At 64.5% G+C, this 21,741-nt stretch carries 16 protein-coding genes; 5 read left to right on the top strand and 11 right to left on the bottom strand.

Annotation, left to right across the window (positions count from 1 at the left end; genetic code table 11):
• The first annotated feature begins 3 nt into the window (after positions 1 to 3).
• The 3 genes from KRR55_RS16915 (at position 4) to KRR55_RS16905 (ending at position 4,986) form a co-directional block, all read left to right on the top strand.
• Complete coding sequence (locus KRR55_RS16915; protein WP_217390478.1) at positions 4 to 1,014, top strand: CDP-glycerol glycerophosphotransferase family protein; 1,011 nt, start codon at positions 4 to 6, stop codon at positions 1,012 to 1,014.
• 68 nt (positions 1,015 to 1,082) lie between these two features.
• Complete coding sequence (locus tag KRR55_RS16910) at positions 1,083 to 2,534, top strand: glycosyltransferase family 2 protein (protein WP_217390477.1); 1,452 nt, start codon at positions 1,083 to 1,085, stop codon at positions 2,532 to 2,534.
• Positions 2,535 to 2,655: 121 nt separating this feature from the next.
• Positions 2,656 to 4,986 (top strand): cell wall-binding repeat-containing protein, encoded by a 2,331-nt coding sequence (locus KRR55_RS16905; protein ID WP_217390476.1) that lies wholly within the window; start codon positions 2,656 to 2,658, stop codon positions 4,984 to 4,986.
• A 147-nt stretch (positions 4,987 to 5,133) separates the two neighbouring features.
• On the opposite strand, the gene KRR55_RS16900 is transcribed toward KRR55_RS16905, so the two are convergent.
• From KRR55_RS16900 to ftsY, 4 genes are all read right to left on the bottom strand, one after another.
• A complete protein-coding gene (locus tag KRR55_RS16900; protein ID WP_217390475.1) occupies positions 5,134 to 5,472 on the bottom strand; it encodes a P-II family nitrogen regulator in 339 nt (112 codons plus the stop codon).
• A complete protein-coding gene (locus tag KRR55_RS16895) occupies positions 5,469 to 6,782 on the bottom strand; it encodes an ammonium transporter (RefSeq protein ID WP_217390474.1) in 1,314 nt (437 codons plus the stop codon). Before KRR55_RS16895 ends, KRR55_RS16900 begins: the two co-directional genes overlap by 4 nt.
• 228 nt (positions 6,783 to 7,010) lie before the next feature.
• Positions 7,011 to 9,164, bottom strand: coding sequence for an acyltransferase family protein (locus KRR55_RS16890; protein WP_217390473.1), 2,154 nt, complete (start codon positions 9,162 to 9,164; stop codon positions 7,011 to 7,013).
• Between the two features lie 6 nt (positions 9,165 to 9,170).
• Positions 9,171 to 10,367, bottom strand: a complete 1,197-nt coding sequence (ftsY, locus tag KRR55_RS16885) for a signal recognition particle-docking protein FtsY (RefSeq protein ID WP_217390472.1) — start codon at positions 10,365 to 10,367, stop codon at positions 9,171 to 9,173.
• A 36-nt stretch (positions 10,368 to 10,403) separates the two neighbouring features.
• Here ftsY and KRR55_RS16880 point away from each other — a divergent pair, with 36 nt between their 5' ends.
• Positions 10,404 to 11,678, top strand: coding sequence for an MFS transporter (locus tag KRR55_RS16880; RefSeq protein ID WP_217390471.1), 1,275 nt, complete (start codon positions 10,404 to 10,406; stop codon positions 11,676 to 11,678).
• A 104-nt stretch (positions 11,679 to 11,782) separates the two neighbouring features.
• On the opposite strand, the gene KRR55_RS16875 is transcribed toward KRR55_RS16880, so the two are convergent.
• The 3 genes from KRR55_RS16875 to smc all read right to left on the bottom strand — a co-directional run bounded on the left by KRR55_RS16875 (position 11,783) and on the right by smc (position 18,265).
• The gene (locus KRR55_RS16875) at positions 11,783 to 12,985 is read right to left on the bottom strand and encodes a polysaccharide pyruvyl transferase family protein (RefSeq protein WP_217390470.1); all 1,203 of its coding nucleotides are present in this window, start codon (positions 12,983 to 12,985) and stop codon (positions 11,783 to 11,785) included.
• 145 nt (positions 12,986 to 13,130) lie between these two features.
• Positions 13,131 to 14,582 carry a glycosyltransferase family 2 protein gene (locus tag KRR55_RS16870; protein ID WP_217390469.1) on the bottom strand — a complete coding sequence of 484 codons (1,452 nt, stop codon included), beginning with the start codon at positions 14,580 to 14,582 and terminating at the stop codon, positions 13,131 to 13,133.
• A 92-nt stretch (positions 14,583 to 14,674) separates the two neighbouring features.
• Positions 14,675 to 18,265, bottom strand: coding sequence for a chromosome segregation protein SMC (gene smc / locus KRR55_RS16865; protein WP_217390468.1), 3,591 nt, complete (start codon positions 18,263 to 18,265; stop codon positions 14,675 to 14,677).
• 136 nt (positions 18,266 to 18,401) lie between these two features.
• Between smc and KRR55_RS16860 the strand changes: the two genes are divergently transcribed.
• A complete protein-coding gene (locus tag KRR55_RS16860; RefSeq protein WP_217390467.1) occupies positions 18,402 to 19,220 on the top strand; it encodes a serine hydrolase domain-containing protein in 819 nt (272 codons plus the stop codon).
• Between the two features lie 27 nt (positions 19,221 to 19,247).
• On the opposite strand, the gene mutM is transcribed toward KRR55_RS16860, so the two are convergent.
• From mutM to KRR55_RS16840, 4 genes are read right to left on the bottom strand one after another with little or no spacing between them, the layout of a single operon-like run.
• On the bottom strand, positions 19,248 to 20,165 hold the full coding sequence (gene mutM, locus KRR55_RS16855; RefSeq protein WP_217390466.1) for a bifunctional DNA-formamidopyrimidine glycosylase/DNA-(apurinic or apyrimidinic site) lyase: 918 nt from the start codon (positions 20,163 to 20,165) through the stop codon (positions 19,248 to 19,250).
• 3 nt (positions 20,166 to 20,168) lie between these two features.
• Complete coding sequence (rnc, locus tag KRR55_RS16850) at positions 20,169 to 20,870, bottom strand: ribonuclease III (RefSeq protein WP_217390465.1); 702 nt, start codon at positions 20,868 to 20,870, stop codon at positions 20,169 to 20,171.
• Positions 20,871 to 20,879: 9 nt separating this feature from the next.
• Positions 20,880 to 21,083: a 50S ribosomal protein L32 gene (gene rpmF, locus KRR55_RS16845; RefSeq protein ID WP_007273166.1), complete on the bottom strand. Its 204-nt coding sequence runs from the start codon at positions 21,081 to 21,083 to the stop codon at positions 20,880 to 20,882.
• Positions 21,084 to 21,085: 2 nt separating this feature from the next.
• A complete protein-coding gene (locus KRR55_RS16840; protein ID WP_217390510.1) occupies positions 21,086 to 21,649 on the bottom strand; it encodes a YceD family protein in 564 nt (187 codons plus the stop codon).
• Between the last annotated feature and the right edge of the window lie 92 nt (positions 21,650 to 21,741).

Raw genomic sequence — 21,741 nt, 5'->3', positions numbered from 1 at the left:
ACCATGCGGCACTTCCGCAAGTTGACCGACCTGCCAAAGATCTTCGTTCGGCGCCTGGACGACCTGGTCAATCTCTACGATTTCAACGATTTCAAGTTGTGCCTCTATGTCAACAACGGCGTGGCAAATTTCCAGTCCTTGAGTGCGTCCAGGCCGGTGCATGTCCACGTCAACCACGGCGAGAGCGACAAGCTTTCGATGGTCTCGAACCAGGCCAAGGCCTACGACCGGATCTTCGTCGCAGGGCCCGCTGCAATCGAGCGGCACCGCGCGGTACTGCTCGACTTCGACCTCGACCGGTTGGTTGCCGTGGGACGACCCCAGTTGGATACGCGTTTTGAATCCGTACTGCCGCCGTTCCACGGCAGGACCGTCATGTACGCCCCCACCTGGGAAGGGGAAAACGATGCGAACAACTACACGTCCATGGACCTTTTCGGCGAAGGAATCGTCGAGGCGCTCGTGGCGCTGCCCGATCTACGGGTCATCTACAAGCCCCATCCACGCATCACCACTACCACGACCCCGGCGATCGCCCACGCCGATGAGCGCATCCGCGAGATCCTCGAGGAACTCAACGCCACCGGCGGAAACCACCTGGTCGCCCCGACCGAAAACATCCTGGCGCTATTTGCCGACGTGGATGCCCTGATCACGGACGTATCGAGTGTGGGCCTTGACTACCTCTATCTGCACCCCGAGAAGCCGCTGATCCTCACCGATCGGCGCGACGACCCTGAAAAGCTCCACCGCGAAGTGCCCGTCAGCCGGGCCTGCCCGGTCATCAGTGAAACCACCCGGGACGAGATTCTGCCCGAACTGAAACCCCTGTTCGATTCTTCCGGCACCGAGCATCGACTGCAGATGCGCAAGTTCTATTTCGGGGACCGCGAGCGCGGATCCTCAACAAATGCGTTCATTGAGGCGGTAGGCAAGTTGATCGACGATCGTGCGGTTCTCCTGCGCTACTATGAGTTTCACGGCCAGGGCGCGGATTCGGGGGAAATCGATTAGCCGCACCGGGGCCGGAATACCGCCAGCACCCCGCCCCGGGGCTTGTTCGGCGTACCCACCACGCACCCATGAGAAGGCAGGCAATGGACTACGCCAAGGTTCGGAAATCGCTACGGCGCAGGTTGTCCAAGGTCGCCGCGAAGTTGCGCCAGTCCAGGATCCGGGAATCCGACACCGGTCCCAGCGCCAGCGCCGAGACCGCACGCGTCGCGGTCATCATCCCGGTCTTCAATTCCATGCCCTACCTTCGGGAGCTTCTGGATTCCCTGGAGGCCCAGGACCTGGATCCAGCATTGTTTGAGGTGATCGCCGTCGATGACGGTTCCACCGATCGCGGCGGCGCACTGCTTGACGCCTACGCAAAACGGCTGCCGAACATGCGACTCATCCGACAGCACAATAGCGGCTGGCCCGGCAAGCCGCGCAACGTGGGAATCGACGCAAGCCGATCCGACTACGTCTTCTTCTGCGACTCCGACGACCTTTTGGGCCCCGAGGCCCTGCGCAGGATGGTTGAGTTTGCCGACGCCCACGATGTCGACGTGCTGGCCCCCAAGCTGGTCGGCATCGGAGGCCGCCGCGTGGGAGCGTCTCTCTTTGCCTCCACCCACGTCGATGCCCCGCTGCGAACGATCGCCGCCACGCTCTCCCCGCAAAAAATGATCCGGCGCCGGCTGCTGGAGGAACACGGATTCCGGTTCCCCGAAGGCAAGGTCAGGCTGGAGGACGGGATGCTGCTCACCCGGTGCTACCTCGCTTCCCGCCGCAACTCCATCCTTGCCGACTACGACTACTACTTCATCCGCACGCGGCAGGTCGGCGCGAACATCAGCAGCGGCCGGGCCGAGCCCGAAGGCTACACCGAGTCGGTGGGCGCCATTGCCCGGATCATCAGGGAAGGACACCCGGATCCCGCGGTGGCGGACCAGCTGGTCCTGGACCTTTACCGGCGCAAGGCACTGCGGTTCTACGTCCCCGCTCGATACCGGGCCATGTCGACCGACAGACAGCGTCGCTGGGTGGCGGCCCACGCGCAATTCGTGCGTGAACACATTCCCCGGGAGCTGGAAGCCGAATTGGACTTTCCCTTCCTGCAGCGCTCCCGCCTGGTGCGGAACGAGGATGCGGCCGGGTTGTTGCGGTTGGCCACGACCGAGGACCATCTCAGGGCGGTTTGCCGGGTCGCCGATCCGAAGCCGAATGGACTCGAACTGCGGTTCGGGCTGCAGCCGACAGCGAACTATGAGGCAGTACACCTGATAGCCCAGGTCAGGGGCACGGAAACAACACACGCCTATGCCCTGAGGCCCGATGGCACCGAATACGTCCTGGATCTCCCTGCCCAGAAATTTGCAGGCCTTGACCACGTCGTGGCCGACCTCTTCGTGCGGCTGGACATCGACGGGGTTCGGGGGCCGTTGCGTCGGGTGGCGGCATCGGACGCCAGCCTGCCGCTGGAGCTCAACGGCACACGCGTCTACGCAACGGTCAACGGAAACCTCAGCGTCGATCGCCGCTGAGGGCAGGCCCTTTCCCTGTGCATGGCACCGGCACGGCGCGCTCCCCGTACGAGAACTGGCCCGTTTTGTATACTGGCCATCGCCCCGCGCTGAATAACGTCCCCGACCCCAAGGACCACCCATGCCGGAATTCCGGTCGTCACTGCCCCGTTTGTTCGCCCTTTCCCTCGCGGCAGCGCTGGTCGTCCCCCTTGCGGTGGCCGGTCCGGCCGCGGCAACCCCGGTGCCCGACACCGAGGCCGGTACCACCACGTCCAAGGCACCAGGCCAGAAGCCGCCTCCGGAATCGGGTGCCGCAACGCTGCTGGAATCGGCCCTCAAGCCGGCCACCAAGGACCTCGATGTCCCGGACGTCAATCCCGGGGCAGCCGCCGTGGCCGCCAAGGACATCCGCACGGAACTAAAGTCCGCGGCCAAGCTCACCGCCCCCGAGCGTGTCGAGTTGTCAGAGCAGGCACTCACGGCCGTTGGAATCCAGGCCCTGGATGCCCAGCTCGGCCAGGGCCAGCGGCGCATCGAGGAATCCGGCGACCCGAAGGCCCCTACCCTGGCGGAACTGGAGTCACTGGCTGCCGCCACCGAGGAGCTGGCCGCGACTTCGCCGGAACAGTTGGACGCCCCCGGCACAGAGACCGAACCGTCCTCCGAGACTAGCCCCACTGCCTCGGGTGCGGCCCTTGAACGCGGAGGTGCCTTCCCGGCGGGCATTTCCACCACCGGTGCCGCATTCGAGGCCACACCCGCGGGGGTGTCGGTCCCCGCGTCGCGCGAGGACCTGCGCACCTGGCGACCGCCGGGAGTCCTCGGCGTCGACGTCTCCCACCACCAGGGTGACGTCGATTGGGCCCATGCCTGGGGCAAGGGTGCCCGCTTTGCCTACATCAAGGCAACCCAGTCCTGGCCCACCACGCTGTTCAAGGATCCCAAGTTCGCCCAGAACTACACCGGCTCCGCCAACCAGGGGTTGATGCGCGGCGCCTACCACTTCGCCATGCCGGCCCACTCCTCGGGAGCCGCCCAGGCCAAGCAGTTCCTGGCCAACGGCGGCGGCTGGACCGCCGACGAAAAGACTCTTCCGCCCCTGCTGGACATCGAGTGGAACCCGTACACGGCAACCGCCTACTCCGCAGGCAAGGGCAACGTCTGCTACGGCATGACGCCTGCCCAGCTGGTCACCTGGATCAGCGACTTCGGGAACACCGTCAAGGCGGCGACCGGGCGCCTGCCCATGATCTACACCGCCCAGTCCTGGTGGGACAAGTGCACCGGCGACTCCACGGCCTTCAAGGGCTGGCCGCTGCATGTCTCGGTGTTCCCCACCGCGGAGGTTCCCAAGAACCCGCGCGAGCTGCCCGAGGGCTGGACGACATTCAACATCTGGCAGTACGCGTCCAACGCCGATCTGATCGGACCGGACAAGGACGTGGACGCCAACGTGTGGAACGGCGACCTGACTTCCCTGCGCGACTTCGCGCGCAACCGGCGCTCCACCCCGTACCGCTTGCTCACCAGCTACCTCGGCAACTACGTGCCGCCAACGCGCCTTGCCCCGGTCCGTCTCTACGGTGCCACGCTCTACGACACGCCCGTGGCGATCTCGCGACGGACCTTCCCCTCGACGACCTCGACCGTGGTCGTTGCCTCCGGCGAGAACTTCCCCGACGCACTTGCCGGATCCCCCTTGGCGACGCTGAAAAAAGCGCCGCTGCTGCTGATCAAGAAGGGGTCGATCCCCTCCTCGGTCGCCGCCGAGCTTCAACGCCTGAATCCCCAGAACATCTTGGTCTTAGGGGGCCCGATCGCCATCAGTGACGCGACCGTGACGAAGCTGAAGGCGTATGGACCGGTCACCCGGGTATGGGGCAATTCCCTCTATGACACCAGCTCAAAAATCGCCGCCAACTGGTCCTCGGCCCCGGCGGTCTTCCTCGCAACCGGCCAGCGCTTCGAGGACGCCATGTCGCTTGCCGCGGTGGCCGCCGGACGCAGGGCCCCGATGCTGCTGACCGCACAGTCCGCTGTCCCGGCCACGACGCTGGCCAGCCTCAAGCGGCTCAATCCCGCCCGCGTGTACCTGGCCGGCGGACCGCTGGCCATTTCCGCCGAGGCGGAGGCACAGGTGCGCCGTGCGGTGCCGAACGCAACGGTGATCCGGTACGGGGGCAGGACCCTGTACGACACCAGCGCGCTCATCGCCAAGGCCTTCTGGTCCCGCGGGTCCCAGCGCCAGTTCATTGCCACCGGGGCCCGTTTCCCTGACGGCCTCACCGGGGCCGTGGCCGCCGGGTACAACGGGGCACCGTTGCTGCTGGCCCAGAAGACTTGCCTCCCGTCCTCGGTGTCCAACGCATTGGTCTCGATGAAGGGCTGGACCAACGTGCTGCTCGGCGGCCCGCTGGTGCTGGACTCGACGGTCGCCTACCGCGCGGATGGGACGCCGAACGTCTGCTGACGGCGCCGTCTTCCGCCGGGCAAGCGGCGCATGATCGGAATTGTCCTGGTCCGCGGCCCGGAATCATTTTCTTCCCCGACGGCGACAAGGCCCCAACCAATTTGGTTGGGGCCTTGTCGCAGGCGCTCAATTCCAGGTGGCGCCCGCCTAGACAGCGGCCAGGCCGCGTTCTCCGGTGCGGACCCGGATCACTTCCTCAACATGGGTCACCCAGATCTTCCCGTCCCCGGCGCTGCCGGTGTTGGCGGTGGAGATCAGAACGTCAAGGATGTCGTCGCAGGTGCTCTCTTCCACCAGGATCTCGAGGCGAACCTTGGGGAGCAGGTCGACCGTGTATTCCGCCCCGCGGTAAACCTGGGTGTGGCCGCGCTGCCGGCCGTAACCACTGGCCTGGCTAATGGTCATTCCCTGGACGCCGTAGGATTCAAGCGCGTCGCGGATCTCGTCGGTCTTTTCGGGCCGGATGATGGCTGTCACGAGTTTCATGCCTTGACCTCTTCCTTGGCTCGGTCTGCGGACTTCAGGTGTGCGGAGGTGGCCGGGTGCGGAACGAAGGTTCCGCCGGTGCCCAGGCCGCCGAACTCGTAACCGGTTTCGGCGTGCTGCATCAGGTCGATGCCGGCGATTTCCTCTTCGGTGCTGATGCGGAAGCCCATGAACTTGTGGATTGCCAGGCCGATGATGGTTGTCATGATGGCCGTGAAGGCCATGACCACGACGCAGGCAACGATCTGGGCCCAGAGCTGGGCGAGTCCGCCGCCGTAGAACAGGCCGCCGCCCTCGCCGTCAACTGGAAGGGCAACGAAGCCCAGGGCGAGGGTGCCGATGATCCCCGAAACCAGGTGCACACCGACCACGTCCAGGGAGTCGTCGTAGCCCCAGCGGTACTTCAGCCCCACCGCGAGGGCGGAGGCAACGCCGGCAAGAAGGCCAAGGCCGATCGCAGCGACCGGGCTGATGTTGGCGCAGGCGGGGGTGATGGCCACCAGTCCCGCGACGATGCCCGATGCCGCTCCCAGGGAGGTGCTGTGCCCGTCGCGGATGCGTTCAACCACGAGCCAGCCCAGCAGTGCGGCCGAAGGGGCTGCGAGCGTGTTGACCCAAATCAGGCCGGCTTCCTCGGCGGTGCTGGCCGCTCCGCCGTTGAACCCGAACCAGCCGAACCAGAGCAGGGCGGCACCGAGCATGACGAAGGGGATGTTGTGCGGGCGCTGGCTGGGATCCTTGGCAAAGCCGCGGCGCTTGCCGAGGATGAGTGCGAGGATCAGGCCCGCCACGCCGGCGTTGATGTGGACCACGGTGCCGCCGGCGAAGTCGATGGCCTCCCCGACCACGGAGCCGATGGCCCCGTCCTCACCGAGGATGCCGCCGCCCCAGATCCAGAAGGCGATGGGGGCGTAGACGAGGGTCACCCAGACGGGGACGAAAACCATCCAGGCGCTGAACTTGGCACGGTCGGCAATGGCGCCGGAAATCAGCGCAACGGTGATGATCGCGAAGGTCGCTCCGTACCCGGCGGCGATGAAGCCATCGGTGCCGAGCATTGATCCCATCCCGAAACCGTCTGCGGGGTTTCCGAACAAGCCGGCAACGTTCGCGCCGCCGCCCGAAATGGAGTTGCCCCAAAGCACCCACACCACGGTGACGAGCGCGATGGCCGAAAAGCTCATCATCATCATGTTCAGTACGCTCTTGGCCCGGGTCATTCCGCCGTAGAAGAATGCCAGTGCCGGGGTCATCAGCAGGACGAGTGCGGCGCACACCATCATCCATACCTGAGTCGTTGTTAGCTCCATGTCTAACGCCTCCCTGAATCGTTTGCGAGTGTTTCCCGACTGATTCAAGGATTCCCTGACGGTGTTACGTCCAACACGACCAACCGTTTCGTGGCGGTTACCGAATTCGCCTGGAGGTAAAAGGAAGGTGTCCCCCATATTTCGGCGTTGTTTCGGGAACGCGGGTGGCATGGCGAAGGCGGCCGCGGATATACCGTGGCCGCCTTCGCCATGCCCTAAGCCCTTCGGCTAAAGACCGGGCACTGCATCAATGATCCTCTTTTCCAACGGATCGGTGATTGACCGGGCAAAGGTCGCGGTGAGGTGGGAAGCATCGAAATACGGAACCACCGAGCCGATGACCGCAGGACACGTATCTTCGTTGCAGAAGTACTCAGTCATGTCCAGGGTGCTCACGTAGGGAAAGTCGCTCTCCTCTGCGGCGCTGGCAAGGGGATCAAGCGATTTCCATGACTTGGGTGTTCCGGAGCAGTCGTTCATCGCGGCTTTGCTGGTAGCCAGGCAGTCAGGAACATTCTTCACGGTGTTCCCCGGGTATGGCGAATCGCGGATCACCACGATAGGGGCCTTCGCCGATTCCCAGTCCGCAAGATAGCTGGCGTAACCCGCCTTGGCAGGCTTTTCGGTATTCTTCATCTCGTATCCCTGCACCGGGAGGCCCTGGCGGTTCGACGTAATGATGAGATCGAACTTACCGCCTGCGGTTTGTTCCTTGACCCAACGCCCATATTCAAGGCATCCATCTGCCTTGGCCTGGGAATCCAGGGCAATCGGGGCATCCGAAGGCGCGCAGATGGAAGCAATATAAGTGGTGATGGTCCATCCCCGGCGGTCGGCAATCTCAGTCAGAGCCGGCAGCCATTGTCCGGCATGTGAATTGCCGGTGAGCGCAACCTGGATCTTGCCGTCGCCATAAGTACAGACGGGCCGCTCGCTATAGTCGCCATTGGACCAGCAATCGTCAGCATACGCCTGGGACTTGTCGTTCTTGGCAGCTGCCGGCGAGGGGACCATTGGCGATGCACCGGTGTTGGCGCAGGAGTTCACCATCGCCGCGGCGCCGAAACATTCCACGCCGACTTCAGCCTGCACACGTTGGATTTCGGTCGCCAGCTTGTCACCGGTTTCCTCATTGCTCGACCCGGCATTGACCATGACGGCTCCGAGGAGACCCAGGATTACAGTCCCGGCCAACAGGAATCGCCCTCCGGTCAGGATCCTGCCCGTGTCCAGGCGGGCGCGGAAGCGGTCCTCCACATAGCGCTTGGTGATCATTGAAAGGACGATTGTCGCCGCGAGGATTGCGGCCTTGTCCAGCAGGCCGAGCTCTCCACTGTAGAACGGCAAGAATACGATAAGCGGCCAATGCCACAGGTAGATCGAATACGAGTGGTCGCCGAGGAAGCGCGACACCGAATGGCCCAGCAGGCCATTGGGCGAGTGGGCATGAGAAGCGTTGGCCCAAATCACCAAAGCTGTGCCAAGGACGGGCAAGGCCGCGGCATAGCCGGGGAAAGGGGTGGCACCGCTGTAGGTGACACCTGCATAGGCGATGGCCAGCAACCCGATCCAGGCGAGGAAGGCGTTGAACCTCGACCGACGCAGCATCGTGCTTGCTGCGGGAAGCACGGCCGCCAAGGCGCCGACGGCGAGTTCCCAGGCACGGGTAATGGTGGAGAAGTAGGCAATTCCCGGATCGGTCACGGTGGAGATGGAAGAGAAAACCAGCGAGGCCACCACTATCAGGGCAATGCCGGTCGCGACCACCACCCCGGTATTTTTGCGCAGCATGACAGCCAGGGCCACCAGCGCGGCAATGATCACCGGCCAGAAAAGGTAGAACTGTTCCTCAACGGACAACGACCAGAAGTGCTGGACCGCCGATACGGCGTTGTCTGCTGCGAGGTAGTCCACGCTGGTTGACGCCAACCGCCAGTTCTGGACGTAGAAGGTCGAGGCAACGATCTGGCTGGCCCAATCCTTCCACACAGTCACCGGGGCAAACAGCGGAATGGCGGCCAACGTGGCCCCCAAGACCAGGAAGGAGGCGGGCAGCAGTCGCTTGACCCGCCGCATCCAGAAGGCCACCAAGTCCGACCACGACTTCGGGGGACGCTTCATCAGGTGCGAGGTGATCAGGAATCCGGAGATCACAAAGAAAACGTCGACGCCTATGAAACCGCCGGTCAGTCGCTGTGGCCACAAGTGGTAGACGACCACCAGGGACACCGCGATGGCACGGAGTCCCTGGATGTCGCCGCGGAAGTTCTTGGACACCCCTTGCTTTGTTCCCCCGAGCACTCCAGGGTATGTTCCCGGGGCGCTCGGCTCGGCGAAATGCCGGCCCTTGACTTGGGTGGTTCCTTGCGTTTCTTGAATCATTTGTCCTTAGTCCAGCAGTGCGTCGACGAACGCCGCTGCATCGAATGGCGCCAGGTCGTCCGGTCCCTCGCCCAGGCCGACCAGCTTGACCGGCACGCCGAGCTGGCGCTGGATGGCGACAACGATGCCGCCCTTGGCGGTGCCGTCGAGCTTTGTCAGCACGATGCCGGTGACGTTGACGACCTCGGAAAAGACCTTGGCCTGGTTCAGGCCGTTCTGGCCGGTGGTTGCATCGAGGACGAGGAGGACCTCGTCCACAGTTGCCTTCTTTTCGATGACGCGCTTGATCTTTCCCAGCTCGTCCATCAGCCCGACCTTGTTCTGTAGCCGGCCGGCGGTGTCGATCATGACGATGTCGACTTCCTGCTCGATGCCGGCGGTCACTGCCTCGAAGGCCACGGAGGCGGGGTCGGCGCCATCGATGTCGGACTTGACGGTGGGAACGCCCACGCGGTCCCCCCAGGTGGCCAGCTGCTCGGCGGCAGCGGCGCGGAACGTGTCGGCCGCACCCAGGATGACGTCCTTGTCCTCAGCGACCAACACGCGGGCTAGCTTGCCGATGGTCGTGGTCTTGCCGACGCCGTTGACGCCGACCACCATGATCACGTTGGGGCGGTCCGCGTGGCGGACGGGGATGAAGTTTCGGTCCATGGTCGGGTCGACCAGCTTGATGAGTTCCTCGCGCAGCATGTCGTGGACGCGCTGTGGGTCCCGGCTGCCTTCGACTTTGACGCGCTCGCGCAGGGCGTCCACGAGCTCGAGGGTTGGCTCGGTTCCCAGGTCGGCCAGGAGCAGGGTCTCCTCGATTTCGTCCCAGACGTCCTCGTCGATCTTGTCCTGGCTCAGCAGGGCCAGCAGGCCCTTGCCCAGGACGTTGTTCGACTTCGTCAGTCGGGCCCGCAGGCGTGCCAGGCGACCCTGGACGGGCTCGGGGACGTCGATGGGGACGAAGACCTTGCCGGCGGCTTCCTCGGCGACCTCGGTCTCCGGGGCTTGCGGCGTATCCACCGGGGCGCCCGTTTCGGGGGCCTCGGTGGTGGGTGCTTCGGCGGTGAGGGTGGGCGCTGGGTCGTTGGCGTCGCGTGGACCGGTGTACGTTCCCTTGGGTGCCTTCCGGCCCCGGACAAGGAAGAAGGCAGCACCAATACCGACGACGGCAACCACTGCTACGAGGACAATGATCAAGTTAAGTTGTTCTGACACCGTCCTAGCTTCTCACAGACTAAACTTGTCTTACTTATGCCAAAGAATGCCTCGACCCCCAATTTCCCGAAAAAGTCGGTTAATGCCGACTTGCGGAAACTGCCGTCGGTACCCCGTGAAATCCGCGTGCTTGTCGCGGCCGCCTTCGTTGTCGCCCTCGGATTCGGGCTCATTGCCCCGATCCTGCCGCAATTCGCCACGAGCTTTAATGTCGGCGTTGCGGCGGCGAGCGTCATTGTCAGCATCTTCGCCTTCGCCCGCCTGGTTTTCGCCCCGGTAAGCGGCAAACTGACAGACTGGCTGGGAGAGCCTGCCGTATACGTCACCGGCGTGCTGATCGTCGCCGCCTCGACCATCCTCTGCGGCTTTGCCCAGTCCTACACGCAGCTGCTGATCTTCCGCGGCCTGGGCGGCCTGGGCTCGACCATGTTCACCGTCTCGGCCATGGCCCTGATCGCCCGCATGTCACCGCCCCAAATCCGCGGCCGCATCGCCGGGCTGTATTCCGGCTCCTTCCTGCTGGGCAACGTCGCAGGCCCGGTACTCGGTTCCCTTGCCGCGGGCATGGGCTTCCGGATCCCGTTCTTCATTTACGGCGGGGCACTCGTGGTCGCGGCCTCTATTGTCTATTTCTCCCTGTCCCACTCGCGCCGCGCAACCGTGAAGACGGCTGCGGAAAAGGCAGCTCCTGTGGCCGACCGAATACCCCTGTCCGAGGCCTGGGGCGCGGCGTCTTTCAAGGCGGCGTTGGTTTCCGGCTTCACCAATGGCTGGATGGCCTTCGGCGTGCGGATGTCCCTGATTCCGCTCTTTGCCGTCGCCGCCTTCGCCTCGCAGGGCACGCTGCTCGCAGGCCTGGCGCTGGCGATCTTCGCCGTGGGTAATGGTGCGGCCCTGACCGTGGCGGGCAGGCTCACCGACACCTACGGCCGCCGCCTGCCGATCCTGGTCGGGCTGACCGTTGCCTCGCTGGCCACCGCCGCCATCGGCTGGGTCGACACCATTCCCCTATTCATCGCCTTGTCGGTCATCGGGGGCCTCGGGACCGGGCTGATGGGGCCGGCACAGCAGGCTGCCATCGCTGACGTGGTCGGCCAGGGCCGCAACGGCGGAAAGGTCATGGCCACCTTCCAGATGGCAACCGACTTCGGTTCCATCATCGGTCCGATCCTGGCCGGTCTGATCGCCGACCGGGCAGGTTTCGGGTGGGCATTCACTGTCAGTGGCGCCCTGGGACTGATGGGGGTCATTGCTTGGCTCCCGGTCAGGGAAAGGCGCGAGGCGACCGAACAAACCTCCCAGAAACGCTAATCCCGGACTTGTGCAGGGCCGCGAACACTTTCCCGGCAGTGCACAGCGCCCCTCACCAGTCGTCACCGGGAGGGGCACAGGAAGGTACGTGCACAGCGTGGAGGTTACCGCAGCGCTGGGATCTCGGCTCGGTATTGCCCGCGCAGCGGTCCCTCTGCAGGAGCCACGGGCAGGGCGTCGCGCAGTAGTTCCAGGTCTATGTGCAGTTCCGGGAGCGTGGCCTGCGCCGCGAAGGCGGCAAGGTCGGTGGTGGCCAGCTGTTCCTTGGAGATCCGCACGCGACTGACCGCGTTGCGGTCCAGGCACGTGAAGAAGTCCTCGAACTTGAAGTCCTTGCCACCGAGTTGGTGGTCCGTCACGTCCAGCCACACCCACGGCACCCCGTAGGCCTGGGCCACGATCAGTCCGTGCAGCGAGCTGGAGACCACGGCACTTGCCCCTGCCAGCTGCTCGACGACGGTCTTGACGTCGCCGCGTACGTCAACGAGTCGTCCGCCGATTCCCTGCAGGTCGAGCTGCGGCAGGTGCACGTAGTGCGGGACCACTGCCACCTGACCGTGCGGTGCCTCGGCCGGGTGAATGATGTCGGGCAACAGCAGTGCCGGGTCCCCGTACACCTCAGGGACGTCCCACCCGAGCGACTCCTGCAGTTCGCGACGGGTCTCCTTGCCGCGCACCGCGTGGATCTTCACGCCCTTGAGTGCCGAGCGGACCTCGATCTCCTTGGCGGTCAGCGGGCGCATCAGGCCGCTGCCCCAGACATCGACGTTGTTGCGGGTGACCCTGTGCAGGATCGAACCGACGCTGTAGAGCACCCGGCCGCCGACCCCGGGCCGGTCGGATTGCACGGGCTGGCGCCCGGTGTACGCCTGGACGAGCTGCGGGCCGATCCAGTCGCCGAAGTTGAACTTGGCCGAGTACCAGTGCATGGCCACGGTGCTGCCCGGGGCGAAGTCGCCTGCCTCTTCCTGGCGGCGAAGGGCCAGTGCGGTTCCGGCGGCCCGTACGATGGCCTCGGACAGCAGGCCGACCGCAACCCCGCGTTCCAGGGTGTGCATCGGGTTGCCGGCCGCGTCAAAGCCAACGGACGCCTTGGTGATGAACACGTCGTTGAGCCATTTGAGGGCGGCGGCGTTGAGTGCGACAAAGCCGACCATGTAGCCGGTGGCGTCCGGCACGGCACGCACGGCGACAGTGGATCCGAGGATCGGCAGCGTCGCGCGCACGGCCTCCTGGCTGGTGGTGAAGCTGGTGAAGAGCCCTTCCGCATCGGGCCTGTTGGCCAATTCCGATACCAGCAGTCGCATCGTTCCAGCATTCATCAAGTCAAGCTCTTTCGCCCAGGGTGTCAGTGGACCGCAGCGCGGTCCACGCGTTCAATCGGAAGCCACCCGTGGCGGCCCCGGGTGACCAGCCTACCAAGAGCCGCGCATGGTTTCGGTCAGGAAACCGTCAGACGGCCTTGCGCACATCGATGCTGAGGAACCCGTGTGCCGTGCGGTAATAGCGCACCTTGTTTGAATCGGCGCTGGGGATTTCGCCGTCCATCGCGACACGCCGCAGGTCGGTGGCCTCGGCATTGTACGAGAGCCAGACGTTGCCCAGGCGCTGCAGGGCTGCGGCCAGCGCAGCACTGTCCAACTCGGCGTGCAGCAGTCCGCCATGCCCGGCCACCAGTGGAATACCGGTTTTCTGGCCCGTGTCCCGGTCCTCGACGACGAGATCGTGCGCGGTGCGGTCCGTCGCGTAGCTCCGAATCTGTAGTTGGGCGCCGGAAACGGTGGCGTCCAGCGTGACCAGATCCGGGTTGCGGGCGCTGGCGAGATCGGCCTCTGCCAGCTGCACTAGCTCGTCAAGCCGTCCGGCACGGATCGCGTCCACCCGTACGCGGTGCACGCCTTCAAACAGGCCGGTGGTTTCCGCCGGCAGGAACCGCTCCAGAAGCTGCGCGTGCGCAGCCACCCACTGGCCGCGCCCCTCGTCGTCGTAGTCCAGGAAGCGCTTGCCTTCGTAAAACCGCAGGCCCTTGCGGATGAACAGTGCAGCCACCAACGCCCGTGCGCGCTCGGCATCGGCGACGTGTTCGGTCACGATCCGGGCGATTTCGCTGAGCGAGCCGACATAGCCCAGCGGCTCGATGAGCCGAATGCTGATGTTTTGCCCGTCACTGCGTGAACGCGCCTGGTAATAGTCGTAGTCGGAGAGGATCGAGATGCGCCCGGCCGCCATGTAGGCCTCGGTGACGGCCATGCCGTCCTCCAGACGCACCGGCTCCTCCTTGAAACGGATCCCCTGCTCGATCATGATCGACCGGCGGATGAGCTTGATGGGGTTTAGCGAGCGCAGCGCGACCTCCAGCGGGGTGTCAAGACGCGTCGCCCGGTAAAGCCCGGACATGACCTTGCGCCCGCCCAACCCGACCATCTTGGGAATCAGGATATCCACGTCGTGACGTTGGGCGTACTCTGCCATGCGGCGCAGCGCCTCGCGTCCCAGCACGTCGTCGCCGTCGCAGAAGAAGACGTAGTCACCGCGGGCGATGTCTACGCCGACGTTGCGGGGCTTGCCCGGCCACCCGCTGTTCTCCTGGTGGACCACGCGGAAGTTCGCGTTGCGCTTGGCATAGACGTCCAGGATCTCGCCACTGTAGTCTGTCGAGCCGTCATTGACGGCGATGACCTCAAAGCGGTCTTTGTCCATGTCCTGGCCCTCGAGCGAGTTGAGCAACTCCGTAAGGTAGGGCATGGTGTTGTAGACCGGGATGATGACGCTGATGACACAGCCGTCCGCGCCGGCACCGGCTGTTTCCGTTACCGCCTGCGCGCTGAATTCCGGCAGCGCAGGAACCGCCGATTCGGCCACCGAAACCGCAGCGGAGGATGGAGCCACCTCGACCGGCTTCATGGACTTCGTTTCTCTGGCCCGCGACGAATTCCTGCCAAAACCGAACAAGCCCATGCCCACCCTTTAACGTATGAATCGAAGATTGACAAGCATCATATCAGCTCGGCATCGTGCGCCAGCCGGTCGATGCGCTGGCTAATGACCATGGAAACGCCGTCCCCGCGCATCGTGACGCCATAGAGCGCGTCGGCGACCTCCATGGTGCGCTTTTGGTGCGTGATCACAATGAGCTGGCTCGATTCGCGCAGCTCCTCGAAGATCGTGATCAGCCGGCCCAGGTTGGTGTCGTCCAGGGCCGCCTCCACCTCGTCCATGACGTAGAACGGGGAGGGCCGGGCCTTGAAGATGGCCACCAGAAGAGCAACGGCGGTCAGCGACCGCTCGCCTCCGGAGAGCAGGGAAAGGCGCTTGATCTTCTTGCCCGCCGGGCGTGCCTCTACCTCGATGCCGGTGGTCAGCATGTTCTCCGGGTCGGTGAGGACCAAACGTCCCTCTCCCCCGGGGAAGAGCCTGCCAAAGACGCGCTCGAACTGTGCCGCGGTGTCCTCATAGGCCTCCGTGAAGGCACGCTCGACCCGCTCGTCGACGTCTTTGATGATGTCCAGCAGGTCCTTGCGGCTCTTCTTCAGGTCCTCGAGCTGCGAGGTCAGGAACTGGTGGCGTTCCTCGAGCGCGGCAAACTCCTCCAGCGCCAGCGGGTTGACCCGTCCCAGCGCCGAGAGATCCCGTTCGGCCCGTTTCAGCCGTTTTTCCTGCTCCACCCGGTCGAACGGGATTCCCTCGGGAATTTCGTTCCCCTCGTCGTCGACTTCCTGGCGAAGGGCCGCCCATTTGTCGTCCTCGGCCGCCGGCTGCGGCACCGGCAGGTGCGGTCCGAAGTTCTCGATCAGGTGCTCGCTGGTCAGTCCGAGTTCCTCGATGGACCGGTTCTCCAGCGTCTCGATGCGCATGCGCTGCTCGGCGCGTGCCAATTCGTCGCGGTGCACCGAGTTGGTCAGCTCCGCCAGCTCGTGGCCCAGCTTGTCGACCCTGCCGCGGACCACTGACAGCTCCGCCTCCAGTTCCTCGCGGCGTGCCTGGAATTGTTCCCGTTCCCTGTCGGCAAGCTCGATGGAAACATCCATGAAGGAGACGACGCGCTCGACCTTTGCCGAGACCTCGCGGGCAGCAATTGCCTGCTTGCGGCGAATCTCGGCCCGGCGTTGCGCCTCCGCACGCGCGCGGCGTTCGGTCTCCGCGGCGCGCTTGAGCGACTCGACACGGCCGCGCAGCGCGTTGGCCCGCTCCTCCGCGCTGCGCAGCGCCAGGCGCGCGTCAAGTTCCTTCTGGCGGGCGGCGGCCGCTGCCGCGGCCAGTTCGTCACGCCGGTCGGTCTCGGGTTCGTGGTCCTCGGGGGCCTCCTGGGCCATGTCCAGGCGCTCGATGAGCTCGGCGAGCTTCTCCTGCTCCACCTCAAGCTTCTCCTGGGCCACCGCGATTTGCTGTTCGAGGCGTTCGCGTTCCCCCTGCCCCTGGCGCAGCAGCGACCCCAACTGTTCCATTCGCTGGGCCACAGCCGAAATCCTGGCATCCGAATCGTGCAACCGGCTCAGCGCCGAGTCGGCCGCTTCCTCTGCGGACATGAGCCTGGCCGTGAGGTCGGCTGCCTCAAGGCGCAGGGCGCCGAGGCTTTCCTCGACCGCTGCAAGCTCGGCGGCCGTTTCCGCGATTGCAGCGGTCTGTTCGATCAGTGAGGGAGCAGCAGTGGTTCCGCCGCTGGCAGAGCCGGCGGTGAGAATGTCGCCGGCCAATGTCACTGCACGGGCGTTCGCATCGTGTGCCAGAAGCTGCTGCGCCTCGGCAAGGTCGGTGGCAACCACCGTGGCTCCCAGCAGGTGCGCCAGCGTGCCGCGCAAGGCCTCGGGTGCGCTGATAACGTCCAGCGCATGTTTCCCGAAGGGGGCCGGGGATGTGTTGTTGGCGGCCGCGTCAAGGTTGCCGCTCACCAGGTGGACGCGACCCCCGTCCGCTTCCCGGAGTCCTCCAAGAATTGCCAGCGCGTGGTCCAATTCCTCCACCGCTATGGCCTCGGCAATCGGACCCAGGGCAGCCGCCACGGCGACCTCGAATCCAGGTTCGACTTCCAGATATTGCGAGAGGCGACCCATCAAACCATCGTGCCCGCCGGCCAAGACGTCTTCCGAGGCATCCTTGCGGATGGCACCCTCACGCAAGGCCTCAAGCCTTCCACGCAGGGAACCCAACCGCGTGGCAAGTTCCTGTTCCCGTTTGCGCTGGGAATCCATGGTTGCAACCAAAGCCTCGTGGCGGTCGGCGGCGTGTTCATAGGCCGTGTCAAGGTCCTCCTCGCCGTCCTGGACGGAGGCGGCCTGCTGCTCCAGGGCGGCAAACTCGTTGGCCGTGCCCTCGCGGCGCGCAGCCCAACCCTGGAGCGACTCGCGCAAACGGCCCAGCTCGCCCTCGGCGGCCTCGACCTTGCTGCGGGAGGCGCCCACCTGGCCGGCGAGCCTGGCCAGTCCTTCCCTGCGGTCAGCGGCAACCCGCAGCTCGTTGGTCAAGCGCTGCTGTTCGGCATGGGCCGCTTCCTCGGCATCCGACTTGGCCTCGAGTGCTTCCTCCAGCAGGTCCTGGCGCATCTCCAGGTTTTCCTCGAGTTCCTCCAGCTCATCGCGCAGGCGCTCGGCCTGGGCCTCCAGGCGGTCGGGGTCGCGGCTTGGGTCAAATTCAACGCCGTCGGAACCCAGCAAGCGGGAACGTTCGGCCGACAGCGCTCCCAGGGAGCGGAATCGCTCGCGGGTCGAGGTCAGCCCGAACCACAGGTCCCGGGCCTTGTTCAGGGCCGGGGTGGCATGGGCCGCGGCCACTTCAAGTGTGGTGAGTTCTGCGCGGGATTCCTCGAGCCGACCCTGGACCACTTGCTGTGCGGCGCGTTGCTCGGCCTCGTCGGCTATGTCCTTGTCAAGGGCAGCTCGCAGGGTCACCAGGTCATCGGCCATGAGCCTGGACTTGGCGTCCCGCACCTCGAACTGCACGCTCTGGGCCCGGCGGGCGATCTTGGCCTGCTTGCCCAGGGGCGTGAGCTGCCGGCGGATCTCAGTGGTCAGGTCCTCGAGCCGGTTCAGGTTTCCCTGCATGGCGTCGAGTTTTCGCACGGTCTTTTCCTTGCGCCGACGGTGCTTGAGCACCCCGGCCGCCTCTTCGATGAATCCGCGGCGGTCCTCGGGCGTGGCGTGCAGGATCCGGTCGAGCTGGCCCTGGCCGACGATCACGTGCATTTCACGGCCCAGCCCGGAGTCGGACAGAAGTTCCTGGATGTCCAGGAGCCTGCAGGAATTCCCGTTGATCGCGTATTCGGAGCCGCCCGCGCGGAACAGCGTCCGGGAGATGGTGACCTCGGCGTATTCGATGGGCAGCGCGCCGTCGGCGTTGTCGATCGTCAGGGAGACGTGGGCCCGGCCGAGCGGGGCGCGGCCGGAGGTGCCGGCGAAGATGACATCTTCCATCTTGCCGCCACGCAGGGTCTTTGCCCCCTGCTCCCCCATGACCCAGGCCAGGGCGTCCACGACGTTTGACTTGCCCGAACCGTTGGGACCGACCACTGCCGTGACACCCGGTTCGAATTCGAAGGTCGTTGCCGAGGCAAACGACTTGAATCCGCGAACGGTGAGTGTTTTCAAATGCACGTGGAAGCGTCCTGGGTTTTTGGTGGCTAAAGTGGTCGGAGGGCTGGCCTCCATCCTATCGAGTCGCCTTGGCTCAACGGCGTAGGTCAGGCCCTGCAGACAGGTATTTTCATCAAGAATGCTAGGAGAAGACCCCTTGAAGAGTCTTTTGGCCATTGATTCATGGCCTTCGACACACGCGGCCTCGGCCGTGGTTGCCGCCGACGGTGCCGTCCTGGGCTCACACGGTGACGTCGACCGCCGCTTTGCGCTGGCTTCGGTCACGAAGCTGCTCAGCTCCTATGCATTCCTGGTGGCGTTGGAGGAGGGCGCCTTCGAGCTCGATACCCCGGCCGGACCGGAAGGTTCCACCGTAAAGCACCTCTTGGCGCACACCTCCGGCTACGACTTTGCCGAACGAACGGTGCGCTTTGCCCCCGGGGCCAGGCGGCTGTATTCGAATGTCGGCTTTGAGGTCCTTGCCGAAACCCTAGAGAAGGCCACGGAGATGAGATTTGCCGACTACCTGGGTGAGGCCGTCCTGCAGCCACTGGGCATGGCGGGCACCTCCCTGGACGGCAGCGCCGCAGCGGACGGCGTTTCCACGCTCGGCGATCTCGTGGCTTTTGCGGCCGAGCTGCAGAGCCCGACCCTGCTGGATGTGCAGACCCATTCCCAGGCCACGCACGTGGTGTTCCCGGATCTTGCCGGGATCCTTCCGGGCTACGGACGCCAAAGGGACAACACCTGGGGCCTGGGATTCGAAATCCGTTCGGAGAAGTCCCCGCACTGGACCGGCCTGCTGAACTCGCCGGAAACCTATGGGCACTTTGGCCAGGCGGGGACGTTCCTGTGGGTCGATCCGGCATTGGGCGCGGCATGCGTGACACTGACCGACAAGCCGTTTGGGCCTTGGGCCGTCGAAGCGTGGACTCCATTCAACGACGGCGTCGTTTCCGAGATCCAGGGCCGCTAGCGGTCGAGTCCCGCTGGGCCAATCAGCTCAGCGGGGCTTGCGCTGGCACCTGGCGCAGCTGTAGGAGGAGCGTCCCATGAAGGGATCCCGCCTGATCACCGAGACCAGGCCTTCCTCGGCACAGCGTCGGCAATCCTTGCCCTCGCGGCCGTAGGCGTTGAGCGATCTGTCGAAGTATCCGGAGGCACCGTTGACGTTTACATACAGTGAGTCGAAGCTGGTGCCGCCGGCATCCAGGGCACGTCCCATGACCTCGACGAGGGCAGCGTGAAGACGCGCCACGTCGGGTCGCCGGATCGTTGCGGTGGAGCGCAGCCCGTGCAATTTGGCAGCCCAGAGCGCCTCGTCCGCATAGATGTTCCCCACACCGGAAATCACCTGTTGGTCGAGAATGGCGCGCTTGAGCTGGGTATTTTTCCTGCGCAAGGCCTGGTAGAGGGCCTCGGGCGTGGAGGCGGGGTCCAAGACATCTCGGGCAATGTGTGCCGCGGCTTGTGGAACCCACGGAAGCTCCGAACCCATGCCCCCGGGAAATTGGTCATCGGTGGGCACCAGTTGCGAGAGAAACATCCCGCCAAAGATTCTTTGGTCGATGAAACGCAGTTGGTTGGGCTTGGTCGCCACGGGAGAGAGCCCGAGGCGGACCTTGAGGTGCTTCTCGTCCGGCGCGGCGGGCTCCTCCACCAACAGTTGCCCGCTCATGCCCAGGTGGGCAACCAGAGCGCTCGGCGTGGGCAATCCGTCCAGGAGCAGCCAAAGGAATTTTCCGCGGCGTACGGCGGCGCCGATGCGGGTGTATGTGAGGCTTGCGGCGAAGTCGGCTGGGCCCTCGACGTGTCGGCGAACTGATCGCGGATCCACGACCTGGACCGATTCGACGGTCCGGCCGACGACCCAGTCGTCCAGGCCGCGTCGAACCACCTCGACTTCCGGCAGTTCGGGCATTGCTTACTTGGCCTTGGCGGTGTCGTCCTGGGGGCGAACCATTTTCCAGGTTGCCGCGGCCGATTCCTGCTCGGCTTCCTTCTTGGAAGGTCCGCTTCCCTGGCCGTAGGGTGTGCCGCCGATGTGAAGCACGGCCACGTAGGTGCGTGCGTGGTCAGGGCCGGAACCCGTGACGCGGTACTCGATGATGCCCAGCTTCTTGGCTGCGGCAATCTCCTGGATGGCGGTTTTCCAGTCGGTGCCGGCTCCCAACACGTCCACGTCGTGCAGCAATGGCAGGACCATGCGCATGACCATGTCCCGGGCAACTTCGATCCCGTGGTTGAGGAACGTTGCACCGATCAGGGATTCCATGGTGTCGGCAAGGATTGACGACTTGTCCTTGCCATTGGTCAGGATTTCTCCTTGGCCCAGCAGGATGAATTCGCCCACGCCGAGGGAGCGCGCGATGCCGGCCAGTGCACGGGTGCTGACCACGGCGGAACGACGCTTGGCCAGGTCGCCTTCGGGCAGATCCGGGTAGTTCTTGTAGAGGTGGTCGGTGACGGCATAGCCGAGGACCGAGTCTCCCAGGAATTCCAGGCGCTCGTTGGTGGGGATGCCACCATGCTCGTAGGCATAGGAACGGTGTGTGAGGGCAAGACGAAGCGTCTCGGGGTCAATAGTGACCCCGAGACGCTTCAAAAGCTCTTCTGTTGAAGGCATCAGACAGACTTACGCGTCTGCGACCTTGCGACCCTTGTATTCAAGGAACAGCTCGGTGCCTGCGGAATCCGTAACAACCTTTGCCTGGTGCGGCAGGCTGTAGGTGACGCGGCCATTTTCCATGGTCTTCACCAGGGTAGGCGCGGTTGCCTTCCACTGGGCGCGACGGGCGCGAGTGTTTGAGCGGGACATCTTCCTCTTCGGGACAGCCACGGCTACTTCTCTTCTCTCTCGACTGAATGTGTACTCTGTGTCGCGTCCTCTGCGACGATGTCGGTCAGCCCGGCAAGCGCTGCCCAACGAGGATCCAAGACCTCATGGTGATGCTCAGGATCCTCATTCAGGCTTTTTCCACATTCGGAGCAAAGCCCTGCACAGTCTTCCCGGCATACCGGTTGGAACGGCAGTGCGGTCACCACTGCATTCCGGAGCACCGGTTCGAGATCAATACGATCATCTACAACCTGGTACTGGTCAAGCTCTTCTTCTTCGGTGAACTCGTGTAAGCCCTCGTAGTAGAAAAGTTCTTGAATGTCGGCATCGAAGTCGTACGCCATGGCTTCCAAGCACCGTCCGCATTCACCGCTGATTTCAACAGTGGCGGTTCCGGAGACCAGAATGCCCTCGTGCACGGCTTCGAATCGCAGATCCAGATCAACTTCTGATCCTTCACGGACTCCGATGAGTGCCACACCGATTTCAGCTGGTGCGGCGACCACCTCATCAAGGGTCGTCATGTTTCCGGGGCTTCGCCCAAGATCCTTGGTTAAGAAAACCAGGGGCGAACTGCGATCGATGTCGTGTGACGACGAACGATCTGAACGCTTTTCGCTAATGATGACTCCTGTAGAACATAGACCGACATTACATC

It is taken from the genome of Paeniglutamicibacter quisquiliarum (assembly GCF_019084045.1).
Lineage (GTDB): Bacteria > Actinomycetota > Actinomycetes > Actinomycetales > Micrococcaceae > Paeniglutamicibacter > Paeniglutamicibacter quisquiliarum.
Note: the sequence above shows the minus strand (reverse complement) of the source record. Positions and strands in the feature narration are given on the sequence as shown.